Raw genomic sequence first — 24,251 nt, 5'->3', positions numbered from 1 at the left:
TCTCGTCGTTGCGCCACCGAGGTTCATCACGGTGGAATGACATTGGGGTATGGGGTAATTGGCAGCCCGACTGATTCTGGTTCAGTTAGTCCAGGTTCGAGTCCTGGTACCCCAGCGCGGGAAACCAAATCCATGAAGTTGCACAGATAGCGGATGGATTGCTAGAGTTTTCCAGCCCGGTTTGGAAACGAGTCGGGGGACAATCGAAGAAGGTTTTCAAGACCGAACTCGACGGTCATTGATAACTTCATGGCCCCGTAGTGCAGCGGCCTAGCACGCGGCCCTCTCAAGGCTGAAACGGCGGTTCGAATCCGCTCGGGGCTACCAATGGTAGATGGCCCGGATCTAGCAGGATCCGGGCCATGGCAGCATCTTGGCGAGATGCCATCCCCCAAGGTGCGAAGAATTACCCTCTCACACCCCTGGTCGCTTTGGGCAGCACTGTGACCCTCATTGCGCGGACCGGCGCAGCACCTCCGATAAGCGCTCTCCCGCCGCGACGACGGCAGGAGCGTGAATACGTCCCGGCTGACGGGTGAGACGCTCGATCGGTCCTGACACCGATATAGCCGCAATGACCTTTCCTGAGGGAGAGCGCACTGGGGCCGAGACCGATGCCACACCGGCCTCACGCTCACCGACAGATTGAGCCCAGCCGCGCTTGCGCACGGCTGCCAAGGTGACTTCGGAGAAGGCAGAGTGGCTTAAGCCACGGCGGATCTTGTCGACGTCTTCCCATGCCAGCAGGATCTGAGCGGCTGAACCGGCGTCCATCGACAACACCGACCCGACCGGAATGGTGTCGCGAAGACCGGTGGGACGTTCAGCAGCTGCGGCACAGACACGGCTGCCGGCCTGGCGTCGGTACAACTGAGCGGACTCACCTGTGATGTCACGCAGCCTGGCCAGGATCGGCCCGGAAGCCGCCAAGAGACGATCTTCGCCGGCGGCTGCGGCAAGTTCTGATAGCCGCGGGCCAAGAATGAAACGCCCCTGTAGATCGCGTCCGACGAAACGGTGGTGTTCCAGAGCGCGCGCCAAGCGATGGGCTGTCGGGCGAGCCAATCCGGTCATTTGAACCAGCCCTACTAAGGAGGCCGGTCCGGTCTCGAGGGCTGCCAATACGAGGGCGGCCTTGTCCAATACACCAACACCACTTGATTCGTCCATATGCCGATACTAGCGTTCCAAATCTTGACCGTCGAACCAAAATGGGTGTTGTCAAGAGGGGGATCACACTGCAAACAACGGATGGGAAGGTGCGGTGGGGAGGACGTTGAGCGAGAAACTCTGGGACGCTCACATCGTTCAGGCATGGGGCACGACGGGGAGCGTGATCTTCTCTACATCGACCTTCACCTCGTCCACGAGGTGACAAGTCCGCAGGCTTTCGATGAGCTTATTAGTTGGGCGCTCGGCTCGTCGTTCGGTTCTGACCATTGCCACCGAGGACCACAACATCCCTACCGTCGGCAGTATCGAGCCAATTGTTGACCCGGTCTCGCGCGCTCAGGTCGAGGCGTTGCGAGCCAACGCACCTGAGTTCGGTGTGCCGCCTTTAGGGGACGCCGATCAGGGGGTCGTGCACATCATCGGTCCCCAACTGGGTCTCACCCAGCCGGGGATGACTGTCGTCTGTGGTGACTCCCACACCTCTACACACGGCGCCTTCGGGGCCTTAGCCTTCGGTATCGGTACCAGCGAGGTTGAGCATGTGTTGGCTACCTAGACCCTCCCGCAGGTTCGTCCCACAACGATGGCCGTCATGGTGGATGGGGAAGTGCCTGAGGAGGTCACACCTAAGGACCTCATCCTGGCCCTCATCTCCGAGATCGGCACCGGTGGGGGACAAGGTCATATGGTCGAGTATCGCGGCGAGGCCATCGAGAAGATGTCGATGGAGGGTCGCATGACGATCTGCAATATGTCGATTGAGTGGGGAGCTCGCGTCGGCATGGTTGCTTCTGATGAGACCACCTTCACCTACCTCAAGGATCGTCCGCACGCTCCGCGTGGTGCACAGTGGGACAAGGCTGTCGCGTACTGGCGCACTCTGCGTACTGACGACGATGCGACCTTTGACGCTGAGATCCATGTGGACGCCTCGAATCTCGCCCCCCTTCGTTACCTGGGGTACCAACCCGGGGCAGGGAGTCCCCCCTAGGCGGTGTGGTGCCGGCCGTCGAAGACTTTGAGGACGAGGTAGCTCGCAGCGCAGCGTTTGGAGTACATGGATTTGACCCCGACGAGATCGGTTCCCGGTTTGCTGACATCTTTCGCAATAACTCTGCGAACAACGGCTTGTTACTGGCTCAGGTTGATCCCAAGGTCGTCGGAGAGTTGTGGGACTTTGCCGAGCAGCATCCTGGTGAGCAGCTCACCCTCTCCCTCGAGAATCGGACGATTAACCTTCCGGGTCGCACGACCTACCCGTTCCATATTGATGACGTCACGCGTCAGCGTCTGCTGGCCGGTCTTGACGCCGTCGGCGAGACCCTAGAACACGCAGACGATATCGCCGCATATGAGGCACATCGGCCGTCCTTCATGCCGACTACGTCTTGACCTGGCGCGCCTATCGATCAACCAACCCGGTCGATGATCGCTCGCAGAATCGACGAATCGGTAGGGTAGGGTAATCTAGCTCATTCAGGAGGGACAACCGTGGCTTTGCCCGCCGTGACTAACCCAGCCGACGCCCCCGGATTGATTTTCCGAATGGGGGTAGGGACGTTGTATCCGCTGGCTCGTATCCTGACGCGGTTTGATCATCACGGTGGCGAGAACCTTCCTGGCCCCGGGCCGGCGCTCATCGTCAGCAACCACATCTCGAATTACGACCCAGTCGTGCTGGGGGCTTTCCTTGTCGCCAACGGACGGTGGCCGCACTGGCTGGCGAAGAAAGAGCTGTTTTCAGTGCCGATCGTCGGCTGGGTGGCCTCGGCTAGTGGACAAATCCCGGTCGACCGGAAAGGTCCCAACCCGGCCAAGGTCCTCCACGACGCTAAGGCAGCCCTCGATAAGGGCATGACGGTCGTGATGTACCCCGAGGGTACGATCACCGCTGATCCGCTTCACTGGCCCATGACAGGACGCACAGGAGCGGCACGTCTGGCGCTGGAGACGGGTGTCCCCGTCATTCCAGTTGGACAATGGGGACCCCAAGAGGTCATGGGCTACAAGGAGATGACCTTCCCGAAACTGTGGCCGCGTAAGACCATGAAGCTGTACTGCGGCACCGATGTTGAGCTGTCAGACTTGCGAGGTCGTCACGACCTTGCGTCTGTCAGGGAGGCCACGAATCGGATCATGGACGCCATTGACGCCCAAGTTGCTCGGGTTCGGGGGGAGTTCCCACCGCCGGATCGCTACGACATGCGCAAAGGGGCACGTATTCCCAAGTCCATTGCTTCCGCGCGGCCAGTCGTCGACCCTCACTGAGGTACTGGCTCGGTAAGGTTGAGTGCCGTCATACGGAAAGGACCTCACATGAATCGCATCCACGTCGCTGTCATCTTCGGGGGGATGAGTTCGGAGCATTCGATCTCCTGCCTTTCGGCGGCGAACGTGGTAGCTGCGATTGACGCCGAACGATTCGATGTCTCCGGTGTCGGTATTAGCCCCGAGGGGATCTGGGTGCGATATGGGGCCGACGAAATCCTCGCTCTTCCCGGTACCGGACAACTTCCTACTGTCGAAGTGGGAGATCGTCCTCTGGTGTCGGTCAAACAGATGCCCGAGGGCACCTGCATCGTCGATACCGAGGGTAATGTCGATGCAGTCCAGGTGGTATTTCCAGTATTGCACGGACCATTCGGTGAAGACGGCACCATTCAGGGCCTGCTGGAGATGGCCGGGGTGCGATATGTCGGGTGCGGGGTGGCAGCCAGCGCTAACTGCATGGACAAGCACCTCACCAAGATGATCCTCTCGGAAGCTGGAGTATTGGTCGGACCCTACGTTGTCGTGCGTGATCATGAGTGGCGTGAGGACAGAAATGCTGTCCTCAAGGCTGCATCTCGCCTGGAATACCCGGTATTCGTGAAGCCGGCCCGCGGTGGATCTTCGATCGGCATTTCTCGCGTGACAAGCCCAGAACACCTGGAAACTGCGATTGAGATGGCCCGCGAGCACGACAGCAAAGTCCTCATTGAGCAGGGGATTCGTGGTCGCGAGATCGAGTGCTCTGTCATTGATGGCCGTCATGGTGCTGCCCCTCGGGCCTCCGTGCCCGGTGAGATTGTCGTTCATGACCCTGACGGCTTCTATGACTTCGAAGCTAAATACCTCAGTGGAGAGCAGAAAGCATCCGTTCAGGCTCATGCAAATCTGGACGATGCGACCCGCAGACGGGTGCAAAAAGTCGCGATCAAAGCGTTCCAGGTGCTTGGCTGTGAAGGGCTTGCCCGTATTGACACGTTCGTCACCCTTGACGGCGCCGTTTACGTGAATGAGCCCAACACCATGCCCGGATTTACCCGCAGCTCAGGATTCCCACTTATGTGGCAGGCCAGTGGCATGACGTACGCCCAGATTGTCAGTGAGCTCATTGAGTTGGCTTTGGAAAGGCCCCTCGGCCTGCGCTGATCGGGGTGTATCTCACTGGCAAGCACGTACTTGGGGCATTTTCTTAATGGCTGCTGAAAGATCGACCAGGGCGTCCGCCTGCGGGGCGTAACTAGTCGGAACCGTCACCTCGATGTTGCCTGCTCTCCCAATAGTGGTGAATCGCCAGCCGTCGTCAATCTGCTCAGAAAACCATCCGACATCGTTGACGACGTCACAGGGTGACGTTGGTTGGAGGCCAGCAGGCTTGTCGACCCCGCAGCGCAGCACGATATGCGGATCACCCCAGGTTGCCACGGTCGTGTCGTGGTCGTTGAGCGTCGCCCCGGCAACCGTTTGCGGTAAATCTGCCATGACTGCTCGACACCCCGCCGCAGCAGGGCCGCTGGGAGAAGGATGGGCGATCGGCTCATCCTGGCCGGAGCAGGCAGTGGTCAGGAGGAAGACCACTAGCAGGGTTGCGACCGGGGATGCATGATAGATGCGCACATATTCACGCTAGCGCCGATGACCGGTTGATAAGGAGATCCCATGGCCACCACGACGACCATTTCCCAGGTAGGGGAGTTTCCCCTCATCTCCTCGATGGTCGGCGACTTGACGATGGACCAGGCTGTCACTCTCGGCCCGGGAGACGATGGCGCGGTGTTCCAGGTAGACGGTTCCGCAGTTGTCTCGACCGACGTCCTCGTCGAGGAGGTTCACTTCCGGCGTCGATGGTCGACGGCGACCGACGTGGGCCGAAAGGCCGTCGCCGTCAACGTTTCCGACATCGAGGCAATGGGCGCCGTACCAGTAGCCCTCGTCGTCGGGTTTTCCGCTCCCGGTGATCTTCCGGCGTCCTGGGCCCGCGAATTCATGGCCGGGATGACCGCCGAGTCCCAGAAGGCAGGAGTCAGCGTCGTCGGTGGGGACACCACGGGCGGCCCGGTTGTCAGCATCGCCGTAACAGTTATCGGACAGACCGCTGGCATGGCACCTGTGCGTCGTGACGGTGCTGTACCCGGCGATGAAGTTGCGGTGATTGGCCAACTCGGTTTGGCAGCTGCCGGACTGGCCCTTCTCGGACGCGGTTTCCGTTCTCCACGTGCCGTTGTGGCTGCCCAGCGTTGTCCCGAGGTTCCCTACGGTCAAGGACGGGTGGCGGCTAAGGCTGGAGTACACGCCATGATTGACGTGTCGGATGGTCTGCTGGCTGATTTGGGCCATATCGCGGAGGCATCCGGATTCGCCATGGATATCGACACTGCGAAGCTGGATATCACCGAGTCAGTCCGCACCGTCGGTATGGCCACCGGTGTGGACCCGCTGACGTGGGTGCTTGCCGGTGGGGAGGATCATGCGTTGGCAGCGACTTTCGCTCCCGGCACTGTTCCGGATGGGTGGACCGTCGTCGGACGGGTCCTACCTCCCGATGAGGCACCAGATCCCACGGTTCTCGTTGATGGCCAAGTCTGGCAACAGGAACGAGGTTGGACCCACTTCCATTCCTGAGGTGGCGACGGCGTTTACAGTGCCGTCGAGTTTCGCGCCACGACTACCAATCCCGTGACTCCCCGCTTCACCTCTGGGCGGGTGGTGGCCATGGTTGATAACGTCAATGACATGGCGACCCGTGCGTCTTCCCCAGCGCGGCCCCGAAAGACGGCGGCGAAAAAATCGTCGCGTGGCTCGGGCGCGCGCTCGAACGGAAGCAACAAGAAAACGTCGGCCAGCTCGCGGAGCAGGTCGACGCCCTCCAGCGCGTCCACTTCCCCTAACCCGGTGGCCCAGGTGCTGTCAGCGACGTGGTCCGGCATTGCGAGGGGATTGGGAAGTATGATTCGTGGGATCGGTGGACGTCCTTCCGAACCTGATATCACTCATGACGGTACTGGCCTCGTGCTGTTGCTGCTGTCTGCCCTTGTCGCAGCTGGCTTTTGGTTCGACCTGCCGGGCGGGTTTGGCAATGGGTTGCGAATGGGAGTCTCGACGATCTTCGGGGCGCTGTCCTATGCCCTTCCGCTCTTCGGCCTAGCCGCGATGTGGCATACCCTGCGTCACCCAGTGACACTTGGGACCGGTGGACGCCAGGTGCTGGGCTGGGCTTGTTTCTTTCTTGGCTTACTTGGGGTTATCAATATTGCCCATGGCCTGCCGCGCCCCGATCATCCTGAGGTAGTGCGCGCCGCCGGCGGGATGCTCGGTTACATCTCCTCAAGTTTGTTCGCGGATCTGTTAACGAAATGGGTCGCTTTGCCGCTGCTCCTCGTCATGACGGCTCTAGGGGTGTTGCTGGTAGTGGGACGGCCGTTAATTGACGGTGTAACCCACATTCGTAGCGCTTCGCACCGGGCCGTGGTTAAGCCTCGTGAAATTGAGTCGCGTCGCGCCTATGACACCCCGCTGGTGGGGGATACCCTCGTCGATCACCGTGATGATGACGTCGATACCCAGCAGATGGATCCTGTTAAGGAGCGTCCTCGAAAGCGCAAGAGCAGTTCCGAGCGCACTAACGAGAGCCTTGACGCGATCTTTGATGCTGAAATTGTGGACGAGACGCCGTCGGCCTCAGCTGAGGAATCCCTGCCGCGTGACGTGCCGACGGACGATGAGCTGAATAAGGCGCGCACAACTGCCGGGTTGCCGCAGGGCTTTACCGTTCACGAACATACCGATCTCGAGCCGCCGGCTCATGAGCCGATGCCGGCCCGAGTGGAACAGTTGCAACTGTCCGGGGACATTGCCTACACCCTGCCGGCCTCGGAACTGTTGCGTCCAGGTTCAGTGCCGCAGGCGCGTACTGATGCCTCCGACGCTGTCGTTTCCAAGCTGTCAACGGTTTTCGACGAATTTGGTATCGATGCCCAGGTGACTGGCTATTCCCGTGGCCCGACGGTCACGCGATACGAGGTCGAGCTTGGTGCGGCCGTCAAGGTGGAGAAGGTCACCGCCTTGAGTAAGAATATCGCTTACGCTGTTGCTTCTCCCGACGTGCGTATCCTGTCGCCGATTCCTGGAAAATCCGCTATCGGTATTGAGATTCCAAACCGGGACAAGGAGGTCGTCTCCTTGGGCGACGTGCTGCGCTCTTCGAAGGCTCGCAATGATCACAATCCGCTGGTCGTCGGCCTGGGTAAGGATGTCGAGGGCGGATTTGTTATAGCCAACGTGGCCAAGATGCCCCATCTGCTGGTCGCTGGTGCCACTGGTTCCGGTAAATCGAGTTTCGTTAACTCCCTCATTACCTCGGTCATGATGCGAGCTACTCCTGACGAGGTGCGGATGATGCTCGTTGACCCCAAGCGGGTGGAGCTGACCCAGTATGAGGGGATTCCACACTTAGTGACGCCCATTATTACCAGCGCCAAGAAGGCCGCCGAAGCTCTGCAATGGGTCGTGCGTGAGATGGACCAGCGCTATGACGACCTGGCTGCGTTCGGATTCCGTCACGTCAAGGACTTCAATAAAGCTGTACAGGCTGGCGAGGTCACCTTGCCTCCGGGATCGGAACGGGTCTTGGCTCCCTACCCGTACCTGTTGGTCGTCGTTGACGAGCTGTCCGATCTCATGCTGGTAGCCCCTCGTGATGTTGAAGATTCCATCGTTCGTATTACCCAGTTGGCACGTGCTGCCGGTATCCACTTGGTGTTGGCTACTCAGCGTCCATCGACCGATGTGTGCACCGGTCTTATCAAGGCCAATATTCCGTCTCGGTTGGCTTTCGCGACCTCCTCAATGACCGATTCGCGAGTCATTTTGGACCAGCCGGGTGCCGAGAAGCTCGTTGGCCAGGGCGATGGGCTCTTCCTGCCGATGGGTGCTTCGAAGCCAGTGCGTGTGCAGGGAGCGTGGGTGTCTGATTCCGAGATCCATCAGGTTGTCTCCCATGTCAAGTCCCAGATGGAGGCTCATTATCGCGACGATGTCGCCGCCCCGACGGCCGCGATGAAGGTGGCTGAGGATATCGGTGACGACATGGAGCTTGTGCTGGAAGCGGCGAAGCTCGTGGTCGAGCTGCAACTGGGATCGACGTCAATGTTGCAGCGTAAGCTGCGTGTGGGCTTTGCTAAGGCGGGCCGTCTTATGGACATCCTCGAGACCCGTAATGTCGTGGGGCCGTCTGAGGGGTCTAAGGCGAGGGACGTTCTGGTCAAGCCTGATGACCTTGACGATGTGTTGGCCAATTTGCAGGCGGAGGGTTGAGCGATGATGTAGGGGAGGGTCCGAGCACTTGGCGCGGACCCTCCCCCACATGAACCCTGGATCACTCGGTGACGGGCAGAGGCTCCTTGTCGTACTTCTTCCATGCTTCGGGATGAGAATCCGAGATGACGAAGATAAGAAGGATGATATTGACGACGAAGATGGCGACGAAGAGAACGATGCCGATCGTCAGTAGGGCCATAGATGGTTTCCCGTCATTTGCGGCGGCGGATACAAGTGCGAGAATCATCATGATCGCGGACGCGATGCCGCAGAGAGTCGGCGCCATGACCCACCATCCCGAGTGGTTGACGTCGTGGAGACGGCGCACCGTGAGGGCCAAGCAAGGAATAATAATAGCGAGTAGCCAAGCAAGGGGCAGCATCGTGAAGATGACGCCGGATGTCGACATGGCGGAGAATTCGGTCGTGGAGTTCGAGGTAATGGCCGACATGAGACCGACGCCTTGGAGGATGGGCATGAGCGCCTGTATCGCGACGGCGATGATGAAGTTGAACAGAACGGTCCACCAGTACTCTGAGCGGGAGGCGCGGCCTCGAAAAACCGCATAGTTCTTGAAGAACAACTTGATGGCCAAGCCGAAGTCGACGTACGGGCGGCGATGATTCTCAGCTACTGGAAGGCCGCTCGAGTAGGGGGCGGGCATCTGGTAGGGATTGCTGGGCTGTCCGTAGGGATCACGTCCGGCCTCGCTCGGCCACCCTGAGACACCGGCCTCATCGGGTCGGTGTGGATTGTTCGGCTCCGTCATATGGACACCTCTTTTCGTGTGATTGATACTGGCGGGATGCACGGTATCGTAAAAACGTTTAATGTCCGTAGTTAATGCAGAAGCATGGACACCGTGGGCTGGAATGCCGTGCACTTGGCACGGCCATTCATTGTGGAAGTGGGCGCAGCCGGGCTCGAACCGGCGACCTCCAGCGTGTAAGGCAGGCGCTCTGACCAACTGAGCTATACGCCCCAGGTGCACTTACTCTACCGATGTATCACGTGAAGCACACTTCCCGGGTGGAGAATCATCGCACCGGAGTTGTCGCCACGTCCCTGTAGAGTTGCTCAACGTGGCATTGGTAGACCTTCAGCAGACCGTTGAGGACCTCGACGCATCCCTGTCCTCGATTGAGAATGTTCTCGATCCGGAGGCTAAGAAAGCGGAGATCGCGGACCTCGAGAGGCAGGTGGCCGTTCCCAATCTCTGGGACGACCAAGAGAATGCGCAGCGGGTGACTTCTCGACTGTCGGCCCTGCAGGCTGAGATTGAACGTCTGGAGCGGTTGCGCGCGCGGATCGAGGATGTCCACGTGCTGTTGGAATTCGCGGCTGCTGACGACAAGGAATCCCTAGCTGAGGCGACGACCGAGACGGTTAAGCTTCGTGAGGAGATTGACGCTCTCGAGGTGAGGACCTTGCTGTCGGGGCAATACGACGAGCGCGAGGCCGTCGTCACGATTCGTTCAGAGGCTGGCGGTGTTGACGCTGCCGATTTTGCGGAGATGCTGCTACGCATGTACCTGCGTTGGTCCGAACGTCACGGCTACAAGGTTGAAATCCTCGACACTTCGTACGCTGAAGAGGCAGGCATTAAGTCGGCGACGTTCGTCGTTCATGCCCCCTTCGCCTACGGCACTCTTTCGGTCGAGCAGGGCACCCACCGTCTGGTGCGCATTAGTCCCTTCGACAACCAGGGGCGCCGTCAGACATCCTTTGCCGGTGTCGAGGTGTTGCCCGTCGTTGAGGAGACCGACCACGTCGACATCCCAGAGTCCGATCTGCGCGTTGACGTCTTCCATGCCTCGGGCCCTGGTGGCCAGGGTGTGAATACCACCGACTCTGCCGTTCGTCTGACACACCTTCCGACCGGCATCGTAGTGAGCTGTCAGAATGAGCGTTCCCAAATTCAGAACAAGGCCGCCGCCTTGCGAGTTCTTCAGGCCAAGCTGCTTGAGAAAGCCCGTGAGGAACAGGAAGCCGAAATGAATTCATTGAAGTCGGAGGGCAACTCTTGGGGAGCCCAGATGCGCTCCTACGTGCTGCATCCCTACCAAATGGTCAAGGATTTGCGTACGAATCATGAGGTCGGTAACACTGATGCCGTCTTCGACGGAGATATCGACGACTTCATCGACGCTGGTATTCGTTGGCGTCGCAAGAACGAAACCGACTGACGGGGACAGACGTGATCACCTTCGATAGTGTCACAAAGACATATACCGGGCAGAGCCAAGCGGCTCTATCTGACGTCAATGTCGACATCGACAAGGGGGAGTTCGTTTTCCTCGTGGGTCAGTCCGGATCAGGGAAGTCGACCTTCATCCGACTCATCTTGCGTGAGTACCGACCCACCCGCGGCACCCTGTATGTCGCCGGGAAGAATCTTAACCAGTTGAGGTCGTGGAAGGTGCCCGCGTTGCGTCGCCAGATAGGCACGGTCTTCCAGGACTTCCGCCTGCTTCCGAGGAAGACGGTCTATGAGAACGTCGCCTTCGCGATGCAGGTTATCGGCAAGCCGACGAAGGAGATTCGCAGCGTCGTCCCCGAGACCCTTGAATTGGTTGGCCTTGATGGTAAACAAAAGCGGATGCCCGACGAACTTTCCGGTGGCGAGCAACAGCGCGTCGCTCTGGCTAGGGCTTTTGTTAACCGCCCCAAGATCCTCATCGCAGACGAGCCCACTGGAAACCTTGATCCGGATACTGCAGTGGGCATCATGAAAGTGCTTGATCGCATTAATCGCACTGGCACGACGGTCGTCATGGCTACCCATGATTCGACGATTGTCGACCAGATGAGGCGGCGAGTGATCGAACTCGAGTTCGGACATGTTGTCCGGGACGAGAACGAGGGCGTCTACCGTAATTCTTGAGATCCCCGACACGAGTACAGAACGAGGAAGTACATGCGTCACACCTTGCGAGAGACGTGGTCTGGACTACGCCGCAACGCAGCGATGACCCTGGCCGTCGTCGTCACCATGTGGGTGTCCCTGTCCCTATTCGGGGCGGCTCTATTGGCCACCCAGCAGGTCGGTCTGCTCAAGGGCAAGTGGTACGACAAGGTTGAGGTATCTGTCTTTCTGTGCGTGGATGGTGTTCCTGGGGCCCAATGCTCAGGCGAGAAAGCTGCCACCCAGGCCCAAAAGGACGCCATCCGTGAGGCATTGGAGTCAAACCCACAAGTTTCCCGCGTCTACTACGAATCCAAGCATGAGGCGTTCGAAGAGTATCAGCGTATCTATGCTGATTCTCCGGTGCGTGACGTCTTGACAGAGGACACCATCCAGGATTCGTATCGTGTCAAGCTGGTTGACCCTCAGCAGTACCAGGGGGTGGTGACGGAGGCTCAAAGTCTGCCGGGAGTGCAGTCGGTTGTCGACTTGCATAACGTATTGGACCCGATATTCCTGTGGATGAATGCTCTGAGATGGGTCACCTTTGGGATGTCTGTGCTTCTGCTCGTTGCGGCAGCCTTGCAGATTGGTAACACAATTCGGATGGCGGCTTTCTCCAGGCGTCGAGAATTGGGAATTATGAAACTTGTAGGTGCGTCCAACACCTATATCCTCATGCCCTTCCTCCTTGAATCTCTCATCGCAGGGCTTCTTGGCGCGCTGCTTGCTTGTGTGACCCTGGCTTTGGGCGCTGATGTGGTCGTCATGCGTAAAATGGCGCATTCTATTACGACGTTGGCATGGGTTGGGTGGCCCCAGGTGTGGAAGTCCATCGCGTGGATGGTTGTCGTAGCAGTCGTGCTATCTGTGGCGCCAGCCTACGTTGCAACAAAGAAGTACCTTAGAGTCTAATTTCTTCGTATAGGATGAAAGATCCTGTGTCGAAGGAGGTTTGTCATGCCCAGGGAGCAGGGGGTCAGGGTCGTTGCGCGTAACCGACGCGCCACCCATGACTACACCATCGGTGACACATGGGAGGCCGGGCTCGTTCTGCAGGGAACCGAGGTGAAGTCCCTGCGGGCTGGCAAGGCCACGTTGACTGATGCTTTCGCTCAGGTCGATGAACGCGGTGAGGTGTGGATGTATAACCTCCATATCCCCGAATATGCCTTCGGAACATGGCGAAATCACGACGTGATGCGCAAGCGCAAACTCTTGCTCAATAAGCGTGAGATCGCCAAGCTGTCCCGCGAGGCGGACGGTCCGGGCAAAACGATCGTTCCGTTGCAGCTCTACTTCAAGGACGGCTACGCCAAGGTCGAGATTGCCGTTGGCACCGGTAAGAGGGACTGGGATAAGCGCCAGGCGATCCGCGAACGCGATGCCAAGCGTGAAGCTCAGCGAGTTCTGGCAAATCGGGTGCGCAACCGCAAACGCTGAATCTTTGATGGCCGCCGTCGCACGTATAGGTGCGGGGTGGCCGTTCTCGATCACATTGTGAGTCGGGGTTGGTCTCGTGGGCGATCGAGTGTATAAATATGCACATGAGCGCAAAAGGATTCACTGTTGCCGTTGCCGGAGCTTCCGGGTATGCGGGAGCCGAAGTCGTACGCCTGCTGTCAGGGCATCCCGCGTTGACGATGGGAGATCTTGCTGCGCACAGCCAGGCTGGACTTCCATTGGCGCACGTCATGCCTCACCTTGTCGGTGTGGCTAAGGAGCGAACCCTTTCCGAGATCGACGTTGAGCGTCTCGCCTCCCACGACGCCGTCGTGCTGGCCTTGCCTCATGGGGCTTCCGGGCAGATTGTCCAGGAGCTTGTCAAGATGAATCCCGACCTTGTCATCGTCGATGCTGGAGCGGACTTTCGGTTGTTATCAGCGTCAGACTGGCAGCGTTGGTACGGCAGTGACCACGCTGGTACCTGGACGTATGGACTTCCCGAGCTGCCACGAGCTGAGGGCGGCTCGCAACGTGACATGCTGTCAGGTGCAACCCGCATCGCTGCGCCAGGGTGCAATGCCTCCGCGGTTGCCCTGGGACTGGCACCCCTCGTCGGCCTTGTTGACATTTCTCACTCGACAGCCACCCTTATAGTTGGGACATCCGGTGCTGGAAAATCCAGTCGTCCAGATCTCACATTCTCCCGAATGAGTGGGGGAGCCCATCCCTATTCGGTTGGTAACGCTCATCGTCACATTCCTGAAATTCTGCAGTCACTTCGCATGGCGGGAGCTGAGAAACCGCACCTGAGCGTTAGCGCCGTGCTGGTGCCGATGACCCGGGGAATTCTCGCCGTGTGCACCGCACCATCACAGGCTTCCTCTGATGATTTACTCGCGCGGTTGCGCGAGGTCTATGGTGACGAGCCACTCATTCACGTCACTAACGCCTACCCCGATACCCATGACGTCGTCGGGTCCGCTATGACGCACATCAATGCTGTGGGCGATCCTGATAACGGCCTTGCCACCATCGTTGTCGCTCTGGACAACCTTGTTAAAGGGACGGCTGGTGCCGTCATTCAATGTCTCAACGTGGCCTTTGGTCTCCCCGAGACTACGGGGTTGCCTCTCATTGGTCTTAATCCGTGACAGGAGGATTCATGTCGGTCACCTATCCACTCGGATTCCGCGCCGGGGGTATTCAGGCCGGGTTGCGAACCACCCCAGGCCTGGACCTTGCACTCATCGTCAACGATGGACCCGCCGACGTCGTTGCCGGGGTATTCACAACAAACCGCGTGTGCGCTGCGCCGGTCCAGTGGTCGCGTCATGCCACTGCCGACCACAAGGCTCGTGCTGTCATTGTCAACGCGGCTGTCGCTAACGCCTGTACCGGGATCAATGGCTTCGCCGACTGTCAGTGCGAGGCTGAGCATGTTGCGACCCTTCTCGAGTGCAAGCCGCACGAGGTCGTTATCGCCTCAACTGGAGTCATCGGAGTCAGGCTCGACATGCCGTCCATTCTGGTGGGAGCGAGCACTATCCACCGCGCCCTAGGCAGGGGAGACAACGCTGACGCCTCAGCGGCTCGAGCGATTATGACGACCGACACCGTCCCGAAAATGGCAACTGTCGATGCAGGCGGTGCGCGATTCGGCGGGATCGCTAAGGGCGCCGGAATGCTGGCTCCACAACTAGCGACGATGCTCGTCTTTCTTACTACTGACGCTATTGTCGACCCCGAGGAGTTCCAGGATTCCCTGGCCAAGGCATGTGACATCACCTTCAGTCGGGTTGACTCCGATGCCTGCATGTCGACCAATGACACAGTTGTCGCTATGGCCTCGGGGGCTTCCGGTATCAGCCTGACGGGTGATGAACTTACCGACGCACTCACCGAGCTGTGCGCCATCTTGGCTCGCCAGCTTGTCGCAGATGCTGAGGGATCCCACCACGATGTCAAAGTGACCGTTACAGGTGCCATCAGTACCGAAGCTGCTGTGGCGGTGGCCCGGGAGGTCACGCGTTCCAACCTCGTCAAAACGGCTATCGCAGGAAATGACCCCAACTGGGGTCGCATCCTCGCGGCGATCGGATGTGTTCCCGAGAATGTAGCTCCCTTCGATCCCGACCAAGTGGATGTGTCTATCAATGACATCCAGATCTGTAAGGCCGGGGGTATCGGGGAGGACCGCAACCTCGTCGATATGAGGCCACGAGAGGTTCACATCGATATTGAGCTGCATGCGGGTGACGCCGAAGCTGCGGTATGGACCAATGATCTGACCCACCAATACGTCGAAGAGAATAGCGCGTATACATCATGACCCTTGCTCTTGACATCCCCCTCAACGACACCCAGTTCTCGGCTCAGCGGAAATCTGAGGTCCTGGTAGAAGCGCTGCCTTGGATCAGGCGGTTTCAGGGCCGCACTGTCGTCGTGAAATATGGCGGCAACGCGATGGTTGATCCCGGCCTGCAGCAGGCCTTCGCCGACGACATTGTGTTTATGGCCTCTGTGGGGATTCGCCCTATTGTCGTCCACGGTGGTGGCCCTCAGATCAATGCGATGCTTGCTGAATCTGCTACCCCAGTGGAGTTCCGTAATGGTTTGCGGGTGACATCTCCGGAGGTCATGGAGGTTGTCCGGATGGTGCTCGTCGGGCAGGTGGGCCGTCAGCTCGTTAATCGAATCAACGCCTATGCGCCGCTAGCAGCTGGCATGTCAGGTGAGGACTCTGGACTTTTGTCGGCCCGGAAGTCGCGGGTAATTGTTGATGGCGAGCAAATAGACATGGGTTTGGTGGGAGACATCGTTGACGTCAACATCGATCTCGTTATCTCTATGCTTGATCGCGGTCAGATTCCGGTCATTGCACCGGTGAGTCCCGAGGTTGACGCGGCTGGTCGTCCCACCGGACAGGTTCTCAACGTCAATGCCGACACTGCCGCCACCGCTATTGCTCAGGCACTACGTGCGGAAAAGCTCGTCATGCTGACAAACGTCGCTGGTATTTATGGCACCTGGCCTGACCCTCACACTCTTATCTCTGAGGTCTCCGCGAGTGATTTGCGTGCCATGATTCCGCGTCTAGGTGAGGGTATGCGTCCGAAGGCGCAGGCTCTGCTTGATGCCATTGACGGCGGGGTCTCGAGTGCTGCGATTGTAGACGGACGCATTGAACACGCCCTTTTGCTGGAGATTTTCACTACCAGGGGCGTCGGAACAATGGCACGCAGCGACGACTATGTCTGAGAGGATGACGATGGCGGAGCAACAAACGAACGGCAATTGGCAAGAGCGCTACCGCAATGCACTTCTCGGCGTGTTTGGCAATCCTCAGCTGTGCCTAGACCACGGCCAGGGTTGCGTCGTTGTCGACAATGATGGCAAGGAATACCTGGACTTGCTGGCTGGAATTGCGGTCAACGCCTTGGGATATGCCCATCCAGCGTGGGTCGAGGCTGTGAGCCATCAGTCAGAGACACTGGCTCATGTCTCGAACTTTTTTACCACGGGGCCCCAGCTGGATCTCGCAGAAAAACTCCTCGCACTGGCGAAAGCACCAAAGGGGTCGGCAGTGTTTCTCTCGAACTCTGGTACTGAAGCCAATGAGGCGGCCATCAAGATCTGTTTGGCTCGTAAAAACGGACGTATCATCGCCCTTAATCATGCTTTCCACGGTCGTAGTCTCGGCGCTCTTTCGTTGACCCACAAGATCGCTTACCGTCAACCGTTCGGTCCCTCGGCTGTCGATGTCACCTTCATAGCTCCCGAAGACCCAGACGCATTAGCTAGTGAGCTAGACAGGGGCGATGTTTCCGGGGTCTTTATGGAACCCATTCAGGGTGAGGCTGGGGTCGTCCCCTTGTCGGATGAATACCTACAGCAGGTACGCGAGCTGACGGCCTGCCACGATGTCCTCATGGTCGTCGACGAGGTGCAATGTGGCATGGGACGTACCGGTCGCTGGTTTGCGCACCAGAGCGCCCACATCACCCCCGACGTGATGACTATGGCGAAAGCACTGGGAGGCGGCTTTCCTATCGGTGCGACGATGGCGTTCGGATCGGACGTATCTGGGATCCTCGCAGCCGGGCAGCACGGGACTACCTTCGGCGGCAACCCGCTAGCTTGTGCTGCGGCGTTAGCGGTCATTTCTACGATCGAATCCGATGATCTACTGACTCACGTCCGTCAGATCGGCACCTTGATGTCGACCGCGCTGCGCCAAAGTCATCCGCGCATTACAGAGGTACGGGGTACCGGTGCTCTCCTTGGCGTCCAGTTCGATTCGGACATCGCCGCCGATCTTGTCGCGGCTGCCCGCGATGCTGGGTTCATCGTCAACGCTGTTAACCCATCGACACTGAGGTTGGCCCCGCCCTACATCCTCACGAAGGCGGAGGCCGAGTCCTTCATCGCTGCCCTTCCCCGTCTCATTGACGCGGTGCAGGCCTGACGATCCTCCTTGATGCCGTGGGATGGGGTTTGAAGACGGTGTGAAGGACGGTAGGTAAGCTGAAAATCCCCGACAGAGGAGTTCTTTGTGACCACCGAACCGTACGACCATTCTCAGAACAACGCCCAGGCCGATCGCCCGATGGCGCTGTGGGGTGGACGATTCTCTGGCGGCCCGTCTGAGGCGTTGGCGGCGCTGTCAGTCTCCACCCAATTCGATTGGCGACTAGCCCGCCACGACATTGCTGGATCGAGTGCTCACGCCGGGGTACTTCATGCCGCAGGTCTCCTCGATGACGATCAGTACGAGGGGATGATGAAGGCTCTTAACGCCTTGGAGGAGGACGTTGTTTCGGGCCGTTTCGTGGCTCAGCCAGAGGACGAGGATGTCCATACTGCTCTGGAGCGCGGTCTCATGGAGCGTGCCGGGAAAGATCTCGGAGGACGGCTACGTGCCGGGCGTTCCCGCAACGACCAGATTATTGCTCTGCTGCGTCGCTACCTTCGTGAGGAAGCCCGCAGTCTTGCTGGGGAGCTTCTGGGACTCGCTCATGTGCTAAGTCGACAAGCCGAGGACGTCGGTGACGCGGTTATCGCTGGTCGTACCCACATGCAGCACGCCCAGCCGGTGTTGCTGGCTCACCAGCTGCTGGCCCACGCGTGGCCGCTGCTCCGCGACGTGCAGCGTTTTCGCGATCTCGATGCGCGACTGGATTGTTCGCCATACGGATCCGGGGCACTAGCAGGATCATCATTGGGTCTGGATCCAGAGGCGGTTGCACGTGATCTGGGGTTCTCGTCGTCAGTCCCGAATTCCATTGATGGTACTGCGGCTCGAGACGTTGTTGCTGAGTTCGCCTTCGTTGCCGCCCAGGTCGGAGTCGACTTATCGCGGTTGAGTGAAGAGATCATCATCTGGAATACCCGCGAGTTCGGTTACGTCACTCTCGACGATTCCTTCTCGACGGGTTCATCGATCATGCCGCAAAAAAAGAACCCGGACATCGCTGAGCTTGCCCGCGGCAAGGCAGGGCGTCTCATTGGTGATCTTGCCGGTCTCATGGCTTCCCTTAAGGGCCTGCCACTGGCCTACGCCCGTGACCTTCAGGAGGATAAAGAGCCGGTTTTCGACCAGATTGACCAGCTCCACCTGCTGTTGCCAGCTATCACTGGAATGGTGGACACCGCCGTGTTCAACACCGATCGCATGGCCGAGATGGCTGGTCAGGGGTTCTCATTGGCTACCGACGTTGCCGAGTGGTTGGTACGCCAGGGGGTTCCCTTCCGGGTCGCCCACGAGTTGTCCGGGGCTTGCGTGCGCGAGGCAGAGTCTCAGAATAAGGAGTTGGCCGATCTCACCGACCAGGAACTTACCGCGATCGATCCCCGTCTAACCCCGCAGGTGCGCGAGGTCATGACAGTTCAGGGGTCAGTACGCTCTCGGGCCGGACGCGGTGGGACCGCACCTGAGCGCGTCGCTGAGCAGATCACCGAGCTGCGCGAGGCCATTGCGGGCTTGCGCAGTTTCGGAGAGGCCGAAACCCGATGAATTGGGGGACCGACGACTCGTCGCTGCGGGTGACGAATGAGCAGCGAGACCGGGTTCTCGACCACATCAACGACGCTTATGCCCACGGTGCCATTGACGATATGGAGCGAGAACGCCGCACTGAAACCGCATTATTGGCGCGAACTCGCTGCGAACTCGACGAGAGCTATCGCAATCTGCCGTCCTTCAAGCCCTCCGTCCCCGAGGGGATCAGGACACCATTGCCGGACATCCCGGACAAAAGGCCTACGACGGGAGTCGGGCTGTGCGGTCTGTCAGCTCTGGTTAGTGGTCCGATTGGACCGGCTGTCGGTTTCGCGCTGACGGCTCAAGGGTCATGGGCGCACAGCAAGATCAAACTCCAGCTGGTGACCCAGATCGTATTCTTCGCCTTCGTGGCAGGCTTTGGTATAAGCCCGACGGGCTTTGGCTTGAATCACCGGAACGCGGGCTTCCTGTCACTGATCTGGACGGTGGTCACGATTGTGCAGGCAGTTCGAGGGTTCAAAGGGCAAGACTGAGACACAGGTATCGCGGTTGTGGGCGGCACCTATGACCACGGTCTACCTCAAGGTGAGTTCGGTTGGTTAGGCCTTGCTGTCGGTTCATCCTGGAAAGCATGAACAGTTGGCAGACGTGGCAAACCGGAAAAGATGGCTGGCTTGTCAACGACGTCGACCGTGATCGAGTCGTGGCCTTCTTGCGCGATGCCTACGTTGACGGTCGGCTCTCGCCCGACGACTTCGACGATAGGGTGACTCGCGCTTTGGGGGCGGTGACTCGCGCTGATCTCAATGCCGCCCTGACCGGACTAGCGGTCGTCGGTGGACAGGCTCACGGTTCGCGTATCGCCGCAGGCGAGACGTTGGCAGCTGGCGTCATTGGGCTGTCCCCATTGTTCCTTGGGCCTCTTGGGCCGATGCTGGGAGTTGCTATCTCGCCACGGGGGTCCTGGATACGTCGTCAGGCGGCCCAACAGGCCAATTTCCAGCTCGTCGCGCTGCTCCTGGCGATAGTGGTATTGGGAGTTGCCGTCAAAACGAACCTCATGATCGTGACCTTCCCATTCGTCGGTATGGCGTGGTTCGCTGGCACGATCATGCACGCTGCTAAAGCATTCGAGGGAATTGAGTGGACGAACCCCCTCCTACGGGTGATCCCGCTGAGATTTTTCGATGATGGACGACGGCGTGCGGTAGGTTCGTTAAGTCGTGGTCGATGAGATACACTTAACCAACACAACTCAACAGGGGGATGACTGGTTTCGACTTGGAATGGTTGTTCCAGGAGAAGCGGGCCGAGGACCCAGGGTCAACTCGTTAACGATCCTTGGAAACCTATAAGTGCTGAGAACACTCGCACTGACTTCGCTCTCGCTGCCTGATCAGTGATCGAAGGGTCAGCCCGGATGTAGCCTTCCGTCCGGATCCTGGCCTCGTTTAGAAGGCTTGCCGTACAGCTGTGGTCACGGGAGCTGTACGGGACGTTTCCGTGACTGGGCTTGTCTGCACCATGTCGGTGTGAGTGCAGGAGCCGAGCAATAACGACAGCATCGACTGCGCCCGGAGAATGTCTGGACGGTCTTTCAAGGACGCGGGTTCAATTCCCGCCATCTCCACTAGAGGGGAGTGTTGAACTCTGCAGCCGGAGTCAGCATTTTCTCATTTTGTCTACATGAGATTTCTGTGTGCGATCTCTTCTTCCCTGTTTTGTAGAACCGCGACGCTATGGTGGGAGTTTTTCGACCGGCGGAGTACTCCAGCAATGAGTCCTGTGTCTCATGCTCGCCCGTGCTGGCCTTCGCGTAGCGCTGGTTCAAGCACAGTGCGATGAATGGACAGGACTTTTACGGTCGCTTCGGTAAGGTAATCTGATTCTGGACATCGGAGATGTTCAGGTATCATTTCTTCCGAGGAGAAGAGAATTTCGTGTCATTCAATCCTGAATCCAATGTTCCTCCGCAGCGCGGCGAGGTTTCGTTCGCGTCCTAGCCGTATTCTGACCAGGATTGGCAGACCTATGGTCAGCCGTTGTCCTAAAGCCAGCAGCCATGTGACCCGCGCAGTGTCCCGCAGCCTTGCGCTCCGGCGTTTCAGATGGGCACTTTTGACACCAACCGGTCCCTGCTCAAGTACATTCTGCTGGGGATAATCACCTTCGGCATCTACGACGTCTGGGTGCTGGCCCGGGCCGGCGAGGACCTCAATGTCATCGCATCGCGGTGGGACGGCCGACGTACTATGAATTTCTGGCTCGTCGCCCTGGTGATCTCTCCGCTGACTATTGGAATTGCCATGTACATCTGGATGCATCAGGTCTGTGGGAGTATTGGGCGCGAACAGAATCGATGAGGCATGAAGTCTGGCGTGACGGCGGGGGATTTCTGGTTGTGGGCAGTGTTGGGCGGGTTCATCATCGTCGGCCCGTTTATCTTCATGCACAAGTTCCTGCACGCCGTGAATGCGCTGGCTGCCGACTATAACGTGCGCGGCTGACGTTGTCACTGATGCGGATCATGCTGTGGCGGTGCCAGTGACAGGGCCGATATCCTGATCAATTCGGTTGGCGTCAGCGCAGTGATAGCCGAGCTGTAGTGCAGCGTTTTCCGGACGGTTGTTCCAGGAGAAGTGGGGTGAGGGCCCAGGGTCAACTTGTTAACGATCGTTGGGAATCTATAAGTGCCGAGAATACTCGCACTGACTTCGCTCTTGCTGCCTGATCAGTGATCGAAGGGTCAGCCCGGATTCTGGTTTCGTTGCGATGACTTGCCGCCCAGTTGTTGTCGTGGTGACTGGGCGGAATTATTTCTACGATCGAGTTTGTTTGCACCATGTCGGTGTGAGTGCAGGAGCCGAGCAATAACGACAGCATCGACTGCGCCCGGAAAATGTCTGGACGGTCTTTCAAGGACGTGGGTTCAATTCCTGCCTCTCCACTAGGCAGAGACCCGCAGGCGCTTCTCGGTGACCCGTTTAGGGACTTGCCGTTCGTAGAAGGCGGTGAGCATGCCGGTCAAACCCAAACGCCTCTGCTCCCACCCTGGCTGTCCCGATTTCACTTCTGACGGATTCCGCACCGCGTACGTCAAAGCCGAGGACGTTTGTTACCGACGCTTTCAATGTGACTCGGCAATTAACAAGCGTTATGACCACCGGTGGCGTGAGCGTCCGGGACGCTCACGCCACGGCTCATCCGTTGTGCGAGCACTGCGTAGCGGTAGGACGGGTAACACCCGTGCAAGATGTGGGCCACGCCATCCCTCTCGAGAGGGATGGCGGCCATGACAAGGCGAACTTGAGGCCGTGCCACTCAGCCAAGACTGCCCGTGAGGACGTTTGGTGGAGGAAGGCTCCGCGCGTCTACTTCTACTAATGCGGCGCCGTTGCGCCATGTCTCGCGGGCCTCAACTTTGTGAGCTTCTGGGGCCAGTTCGCGCGACGTGGCGCATCCTCACGGCGTTGGTGAGAGGTTGGGGCCGTCGGGTCTTTAGAGTTGGCCGGCTCCTCAACGAGTGGGGCCAGCCACGCACAAACCCCGAATTCAAACATGATATTGGCCCTTAGCGGGTCAAGAAGCGACGTTAGCGTGCGAGGATCCTCGCGTAGGTGCGGGTTTTCTTGGCCGCCCACTCGTAGTGGGAACTGGTCGCCGACACAAAGTAGGAACCCAAGCTGGTCGTCCCCGTCCACCCGAAGTGCTTCTTGGTGAACAGCTCGTCGTTACTGAAACCTTCAATAATACCGAGTACGTGCTGGTGTGATGCCGCCAAGAGATCGCGAGCTGCTTCGTAGGTCGTATTCTGATGTTGGCGGACGAACTGTTCGTTGAGCGCGGCGTAGTTACGCCATGTGTACGGTTCAGGAGAGGGTGCCAGCCTGATTGGCACTGACCCATACGGTGACGAGATTGTGCCATTCATGCAGGTGGATCACGACGTCACGTAGGCACTTGTCGCGCTGCCAATGTGCCTCAGTACCGCCTGTCAACAGCGCTGCCGGGAATGGCGCGTGGGCTTGCTCGGGAGTGAATCCGTCCCACAGCGTCGTGAGCTTCTTGAAGGAGGCACTCGCTGCGGCCAGCAGTTCGCTCTTCGTCGTCGGTCTGGGCATGCGATCATCCTAAACGACCTGAACCGCACGGGCAGGATGGACTGGAGGCACCCTCGGCGCCGTGATCACGTGTGCAGGCCAGCTTTGAGGGTAAATCCGTGGTCCAGCTGTCGCGCGATACCGGTATCGAATACGTCACCCTTGGCCGCTATCTTCGGGTCAACGAGACCTGCCGATATCCGTGGTCTACCGGTGGCTCTCCATTTGGCAGTCAACGTTAAATCTCTTGTCCACGAAGCCGGGCAAAAGATGGGATGGACAGTCGAATAGAGAGGCCTCGGTCGTTTTGATAGCGCTCATGAGGCCACTTTATCGGCGTGGTAGTCGTCATCATCTTGAGTTGTGTCTTGCATAACCTTGATTGTGTAGGTCATATTTGGGGTGCGGAGTTGAGGTTCACGCAGGCACCGGGTCGGCAAGGCTCACGTGCGTCACGTCGTTGCTACTTGTGAACCCACTCCGATTGTCACCAAGTGTGGAGACGAAGGGCGGTCGTACATCGGGCCGACGAACTCGTTGAGGCGGCCACTGAGGCCCGCGGTGCGGGTAGGCCATCGCTGAGTTCCCCCGGCGTGCGTTCGCCGTCGGTGACCGTGCGGCTTCCCCAAGGACTCAACGCCAAGCTCGACCATGAAGCTGCGCGCACTGGGAAGCGACGCTCCGAGATTGTGCGTGAAGCGCTCGAGGCTGCGCTCGCATGAGGACTAGCCCCCCAACACCTGATACGCGCAGGTTAACGGCGCTCATGCTGCCGCCGCCTCGTCGGAGTCGATGAGGTCGGCAAAATCGTCGGTGCTGCCGTGAAGCCAGTGCAGGAAGGACAAGCCCTTCATGGTGACACGGATTGTGGGTGCGTGAGCCTCGAGTTCGCCTGTGCGATGGTTGAGGAATGGGCTGGAAAGCTTGTGGGCGAGCCTGCAGTTGTCGATTTAGGTCTGGTAGGCGTGCCATTGTTTACGCTCGCCTGACCGATAGGGCGGTCATGTCCATCCTGCCAGTTGTCGCGTCGAGCACGGCGACGAAG

28 protein-coding genes, 3 tRNA genes, 2 other RNA genes and 1 pseudogene are annotated in these 24,251 nt (G+C 58.9%); 26 read left to right on the top strand and 8 right to left on the bottom strand.

Going from position 1 to position 24,251, the window contains the following annotated elements; translation table 11 throughout:
• Positions 1–43 precede the first annotated feature (43 nt).
• Positions 44–115, top strand: a tRNA-Gln gene (locus ACOYO3_RS08045).
• Between the two features lie 136 nt (positions 116–251).
• A tRNA-Glu gene (locus ACOYO3_RS08040) sits at positions 252–327 on the top strand.
• Between the two features lie 123 nt (positions 328–450).
• On the opposite strand, the gene ACOYO3_RS08035 is transcribed toward ACOYO3_RS08040, so the two are convergent.
• Positions 451–1,170: an IclR family transcriptional regulator gene (locus ACOYO3_RS08035; protein ID WP_002524885.1), complete on the bottom strand. Its 720-nt coding sequence runs from the start codon at positions 1,168–1,170 to the stop codon at positions 451–453.
• A gap of 144 nt (positions 1,171–1,314) precedes the next feature.
• On the opposite strand from ACOYO3_RS08035, the gene ACOYO3_RS08030 reads away from it, so the two are divergent.
• The 5 genes and pseudogenes from ACOYO3_RS08030 to ACOYO3_RS08010 all read left to right on the top strand — a co-directional run bounded on the left by ACOYO3_RS08030 (position 1,315) and on the right by ACOYO3_RS08010 (position 4,587).
• The gene (locus tag ACOYO3_RS08030) at positions 1,315–1,494 is read left to right on the top strand and encodes a hypothetical protein (RefSeq protein ID WP_002519402.1); all 180 of its coding nucleotides are present in this window, start codon (positions 1,315–1,317) and stop codon (positions 1,492–1,494) included.
• Positions 1,433–2,164: pseudogene (locus tag ACOYO3_RS08025) on the top strand (aconitase family protein). The gene ACOYO3_RS08030 and the pseudogene ACOYO3_RS08025 overlap by 62 nt, the downstream one beginning before the upstream one ends.
• Positions 2,165–2,169: 5 nt before the next feature.
• A complete protein-coding gene (locus ACOYO3_RS08020; protein ID WP_002519403.1) occupies positions 2,170–2,565 on the top strand; it encodes a hypothetical protein in 396 nt (131 codons plus the stop codon).
• Positions 2,566–2,718: 153 nt separating this feature from the next.
• Positions 2,719–3,441 carry a lysophospholipid acyltransferase family protein gene (locus ACOYO3_RS08015; RefSeq protein ID WP_002524887.1) on the top strand — a complete coding sequence of 241 codons (723 nt, stop codon included), beginning with the start codon at positions 2,719–2,721 and terminating at the stop codon, positions 3,439–3,441.
• Between the two features lie 48 nt (positions 3,442–3,489).
• Entirely contained in the window at positions 3,490–4,587 is a 1,098-nt protein-coding gene (locus ACOYO3_RS08010) for a D-alanine--D-alanine ligase family protein (RefSeq protein ID WP_002517935.1), read from the top strand.
• 12 nt (positions 4,588–4,599) lie between these two features.
• Here the strand turns inward: ACOYO3_RS08010 and ACOYO3_RS08005 are convergent, their stop codons facing one another.
• Complete coding sequence (locus ACOYO3_RS08005; protein WP_002515347.1) at positions 4,600–5,055, bottom strand: DUF3515 domain-containing protein; 456 nt, start codon at positions 5,053–5,055, stop codon at positions 4,600–4,602.
• A 42-nt stretch (positions 5,056–5,097) separates the two neighbouring features.
• Between ACOYO3_RS08005 and ACOYO3_RS08000 the strand changes: the two genes are divergently transcribed.
• Entirely contained in the window at positions 5,098–6,060 is a 963-nt protein-coding gene (locus tag ACOYO3_RS08000) for a thiamine-phosphate kinase (protein WP_427305842.1), read from the top strand.
• A gap of 14 nt (positions 6,061–6,074) precedes the next feature.
• Here ACOYO3_RS08000 and ACOYO3_RS07995 read toward each other — a convergent pair whose 3' ends face one another.
• Positions 6,075–6,365: a hypothetical protein gene (locus tag ACOYO3_RS07995; RefSeq protein WP_002519406.1), complete on the bottom strand. Its 291-nt coding sequence runs from the start codon at positions 6,363–6,365 to the stop codon at positions 6,075–6,077.
• 19 nt (positions 6,366–6,384) lie between these two features.
• On the opposite strand from ACOYO3_RS07995, the gene ACOYO3_RS07990 reads away from it, so the two are divergent.
• Positions 6,385–8,751 (top strand): FtsK/SpoIIIE family DNA translocase, encoded by a 2,367-nt coding sequence (locus tag ACOYO3_RS07990; RefSeq protein ID WP_002519407.1) that lies wholly within the window; start codon positions 6,385–6,387, stop codon positions 8,749–8,751.
• A 61-nt stretch (positions 8,752–8,812) separates the two neighbouring features.
• On the opposite strand, the gene ACOYO3_RS07985 is transcribed toward ACOYO3_RS07990, so the two are convergent.
• Positions 8,813–9,523: a DUF805 domain-containing protein gene (locus ACOYO3_RS07985; protein ID WP_002550832.1), complete on the bottom strand. Its 711-nt coding sequence runs from the start codon at positions 9,521–9,523 to the stop codon at positions 8,813–8,815.
• Between the two features lie 139 nt (positions 9,524–9,662).
• Positions 9,663–9,736, bottom strand: a tRNA-Val gene (locus tag ACOYO3_RS07980).
• Positions 9,737–9,836: 100 nt separating this feature from the next.
• Between ACOYO3_RS07980 and prfB the strand changes: the two genes are divergently transcribed.
• From prfB to ACOYO3_RS07900, 16 genes are all read left to right on the top strand, one after another.
• The gene (prfB, locus tag ACOYO3_RS07975) at positions 9,837–10,940 is read left to right on the top strand and encodes a peptide chain release factor 2 (RefSeq protein ID WP_014166977.1); all 1,104 of its coding nucleotides are present in this window, start codon (positions 9,837–9,839) and stop codon (positions 10,938–10,940) included.
• A gap of 11 nt (positions 10,941–10,951) precedes the next feature.
• Positions 10,952–11,638, top strand: a complete 687-nt coding sequence (gene ftsE, locus ACOYO3_RS07970) for a cell division ATP-binding protein FtsE (RefSeq protein WP_002513339.1) — start codon at positions 10,952–10,954, stop codon at positions 11,636–11,638.
• Between the two features lie 33 nt (positions 11,639–11,671).
• A complete protein-coding gene (ftsX, locus tag ACOYO3_RS07965; RefSeq protein WP_002550830.1) occupies positions 11,672–12,574 on the top strand; it encodes a permease-like cell division protein FtsX in 903 nt (300 codons plus the stop codon).
• Between the two features lie 45 nt (positions 12,575–12,619).
• Positions 12,620–13,102 carry an SsrA-binding protein SmpB gene (gene smpB / locus ACOYO3_RS07960; protein ID WP_002524138.1) on the top strand — a complete coding sequence of 161 codons (483 nt, stop codon included), beginning with the start codon at positions 12,620–12,622 and terminating at the stop codon, positions 13,100–13,102.
• 98 nt (positions 13,103–13,200) lie between these two features.
• Positions 13,201–14,256: an N-acetyl-gamma-glutamyl-phosphate reductase gene (argC, locus tag ACOYO3_RS07955; RefSeq protein ID WP_427305841.1), complete on the top strand. Its 1,056-nt coding sequence runs from the start codon at positions 13,201–13,203 to the stop codon at positions 14,254–14,256.
• 11 nt (positions 14,257–14,267) lie between these two features.
• Positions 14,268–15,434, top strand: a complete 1,167-nt coding sequence (argJ, locus tag ACOYO3_RS07950) for a bifunctional glutamate N-acetyltransferase/amino-acid acetyltransferase ArgJ (RefSeq protein WP_002524136.1) — start codon at positions 14,268–14,270, stop codon at positions 15,432–15,434.
• Positions 15,431–16,363: an acetylglutamate kinase gene (argB, locus tag ACOYO3_RS07945; RefSeq protein ID WP_002516381.1), complete on the top strand. Its 933-nt coding sequence runs from the start codon at positions 15,431–15,433 to the stop codon at positions 16,361–16,363. The genes argJ and argB overlap by 4 nt, the downstream gene beginning before the upstream one ends.
• On the top strand, positions 16,356–17,570 hold the full coding sequence (locus tag ACOYO3_RS07940) for an acetylornithine transaminase (RefSeq protein WP_002524889.1): 1,215 nt from the start codon (positions 16,356–16,358) through the stop codon (positions 17,568–17,570). The genes argB and ACOYO3_RS07940 overlap by 8 nt, the downstream gene beginning before the upstream one ends.
• A 141-nt stretch (positions 17,571–17,711) precedes the next feature.
• Positions 17,712–19,118, top strand: a complete 1,407-nt coding sequence (argH, locus tag ACOYO3_RS07935; RefSeq protein ID WP_002519413.1) for an argininosuccinate lyase — start codon at positions 17,712–17,714, stop codon at positions 19,116–19,118.
• Positions 19,115–19,639 carry a DUF1707 SHOCT-like domain-containing protein gene (locus tag ACOYO3_RS07930; protein WP_002516418.1) on the top strand — a complete coding sequence of 175 codons (525 nt, stop codon included), beginning with the start codon at positions 19,115–19,117 and terminating at the stop codon, positions 19,637–19,639. Before argH ends, ACOYO3_RS07930 begins: the two co-directional genes overlap by 4 nt.
• Before the next feature lie 98 nt (positions 19,640–19,737).
• Entirely contained in the window at positions 19,738–20,340 is a 603-nt protein-coding gene (locus ACOYO3_RS07925) for a DUF1707 SHOCT-like domain-containing protein (protein WP_002516421.1), read from the top strand.
• A gap of 28 nt (positions 20,341–20,368) precedes the next feature.
• Positions 20,369–20,739: a transfer-messenger RNA gene (gene ssrA / locus ACOYO3_RS07920) on the top strand.
• A 475-nt stretch (positions 20,740–21,214) separates the two neighbouring features.
• Positions 21,215–21,469 carry a DUF4234 domain-containing protein gene (locus ACOYO3_RS07915; protein ID WP_002516388.1) on the top strand — a complete coding sequence of 85 codons (255 nt, stop codon included), beginning with the start codon at positions 21,215–21,217 and terminating at the stop codon, positions 21,467–21,469.
• A gap of 3 nt (positions 21,470–21,472) precedes the next feature.
• Positions 21,473–21,613 carry a hypothetical protein gene (locus ACOYO3_RS07910; RefSeq protein ID WP_002547901.1) on the top strand — a complete coding sequence of 47 codons (141 nt, stop codon included), beginning with the start codon at positions 21,473–21,475 and terminating at the stop codon, positions 21,611–21,613.
• A 102-nt stretch (positions 21,614–21,715) separates the two neighbouring features.
• Positions 21,716–22,056, top strand: a transfer-messenger RNA (tmRNA) gene (ssrA, locus tag ACOYO3_RS07905).
• Between the two features lie 206 nt (positions 22,057–22,262).
• Positions 22,263–22,490, top strand: coding sequence for a hypothetical protein (locus ACOYO3_RS07900; RefSeq protein WP_002520177.1), 228 nt, complete (start codon positions 22,263–22,265; stop codon positions 22,488–22,490).
• Between the two features lie 208 nt (positions 22,491–22,698).
• Here the strand turns inward: ACOYO3_RS07900 and ACOYO3_RS07895 are convergent, their stop codons facing one another.
• The 3 genes from ACOYO3_RS07895 to ACOYO3_RS07885 form a co-directional block, all read right to left on the bottom strand.
• Complete coding sequence (locus tag ACOYO3_RS07895; RefSeq protein WP_023031345.1) at positions 22,699–23,037, bottom strand: ClbS/DfsB family four-helix bundle protein; 339 nt, start codon at positions 23,035–23,037, stop codon at positions 22,699–22,701.
• Complete coding sequence (locus ACOYO3_RS07890; protein WP_002516402.1) at positions 22,976–23,227, bottom strand: ClbS/DfsB family four-helix bundle protein; 252 nt, start codon at positions 23,225–23,227, stop codon at positions 22,976–22,978. Before ACOYO3_RS07890 ends, ACOYO3_RS07895 begins: the two co-directional genes overlap by 62 nt.
• 65 nt (positions 23,228–23,292) lie before the next feature.
• On the bottom strand, positions 23,293–23,442 hold the full coding sequence (locus ACOYO3_RS07885) for a hypothetical protein (protein WP_002517794.1): 150 nt from the start codon (positions 23,440–23,442) through the stop codon (positions 23,293–23,295).
• 258 nt (positions 23,443–23,700) lie between these two features.
• Here ACOYO3_RS07885 and ACOYO3_RS07880 point away from each other — a divergent pair, with 258 nt between their 5' ends.
• Complete coding sequence (locus tag ACOYO3_RS07880; RefSeq protein WP_002519420.1) at positions 23,701–23,928, top strand: ribbon-helix-helix protein, CopG family; 228 nt, start codon at positions 23,701–23,703, stop codon at positions 23,926–23,928.
• Positions 23,929–24,251 lie beyond the last annotated feature (323 nt).

The organism is Cutibacterium sp. KBN10P07758 (assembly GCF_050286205.1).
GTDB lineage: Bacteria > Actinomycetota > Actinomycetes > Propionibacteriales > Propionibacteriaceae > Cutibacterium > Cutibacterium acnes.
Note: the sequence above shows the minus strand (reverse complement) of the source record. Positions and strands in the feature narration are given on the sequence as shown.

Excerpts from the sequence above, each read along its gene's own strand:
- ACOYO3_RS08035 (WP_002524885.1), bottom strand. The coding sequence starts at position 1,170 with ATGGACGAATCAAGTGGTGTTGGTGTATTGGACAAGGCCGCCCTCGTA.
- ACOYO3_RS08030 (WP_002519402.1), top strand. The coding sequence starts at position 1,315 with ATGGGGCACGACGGGGAGCGTGATCTTCTCTACATCGACCTTCACCTC.
- ACOYO3_RS08015 (WP_002524887.1), top strand. The coding sequence starts at position 2,719 with ATGGGGGTAGGGACGTTGTATCCGCTGGCTCGTATCCTGACGCGGTTT.
- ACOYO3_RS08010 (WP_002517935.1), top strand. The coding sequence starts at position 3,490 with ATGAATCGCATCCACGTCGCTGTCATCTTCGGGGGGATGAGTTCGGAG.
- ACOYO3_RS08000 (WP_427305842.1), top strand. The coding sequence starts at position 5,098 with ATGGCCACCACGACGACCATTTCCCAGGTAGGGGAGTTTCCCCTCATC.
- ACOYO3_RS07995 (WP_002519406.1), bottom strand. The coding sequence starts at position 6,365 with ATGCCGGACCACGTCGCTGACAGCACCTGGGCCACCGGGTTAGGGGAA.
- ACOYO3_RS07990 (WP_002519407.1), top strand. The coding sequence starts at position 6,385 with ATGATTCGTGGGATCGGTGGACGTCCTTCCGAACCTGATATCACTCAT.
- ACOYO3_RS07985 (WP_002550832.1), bottom strand. The coding sequence starts at position 9,523 with ATGACGGAGCCGAACAATCCACACCGACCCGATGAGGCCGGTGTCTCA.
- ftsX (WP_002550830.1), top strand. The coding sequence starts at position 11,672 with ATGCGTCACACCTTGCGAGAGACGTGGTCTGGACTACGCCGCAACGCA.
- smpB (WP_002524138.1), top strand. The coding sequence starts at position 12,620 with ATGCCCAGGGAGCAGGGGGTCAGGGTCGTTGCGCGTAACCGACGCGCC.
- argC (WP_427305841.1), top strand. The coding sequence starts at position 13,201 with ATGCACATGAGCGCAAAAGGATTCACTGTTGCCGTTGCCGGAGCTTCC.
- argJ (WP_002524136.1), top strand. The coding sequence starts at position 14,268 with ATGTCGGTCACCTATCCACTCGGATTCCGCGCCGGGGGTATTCAGGCC.
- argB (WP_002516381.1), top strand. The coding sequence starts at position 15,431 with ATGACCCTTGCTCTTGACATCCCCCTCAACGACACCCAGTTCTCGGCT.
- ACOYO3_RS07940 (WP_002524889.1), top strand. The coding sequence starts at position 16,356 with ATGTCTGAGAGGATGACGATGGCGGAGCAACAAACGAACGGCAATTGG.
- argH (WP_002519413.1), top strand. The coding sequence starts at position 17,712 with ATGGCGCTGTGGGGTGGACGATTCTCTGGCGGCCCGTCTGAGGCGTTG.
- ACOYO3_RS07930 (WP_002516418.1), top strand. The coding sequence starts at position 19,115 with ATGAATTGGGGGACCGACGACTCGTCGCTGCGGGTGACGAATGAGCAG.
- ACOYO3_RS07925 (WP_002516421.1), top strand. The coding sequence starts at position 19,738 with ATGAACAGTTGGCAGACGTGGCAAACCGGAAAAGATGGCTGGCTTGTC.
- ACOYO3_RS07915 (WP_002516388.1), top strand. The coding sequence starts at position 21,215 with ATGGGCACTTTTGACACCAACCGGTCCCTGCTCAAGTACATTCTGCTG.
- ACOYO3_RS07910 (WP_002547901.1), top strand. The coding sequence starts at position 21,473 with ATGAAGTCTGGCGTGACGGCGGGGGATTTCTGGTTGTGGGCAGTGTTG.
- ACOYO3_RS07900 (WP_002520177.1), top strand. The coding sequence starts at position 22,263 with ATGACCACCGGTGGCGTGAGCGTCCGGGACGCTCACGCCACGGCTCAT.
- ACOYO3_RS07895 (WP_023031345.1), bottom strand. The coding sequence starts at position 23,037 with ATGAATGGCACAATCTCGTCACCGTATGGGTCAGTGCCAATCAGGCTG.
- ACOYO3_RS07890 (WP_002516402.1), bottom strand. The coding sequence starts at position 23,227 with ATGCCCAGACCGACGACGAAGAGCGAACTGCTGGCCGCAGCGAGTGCC.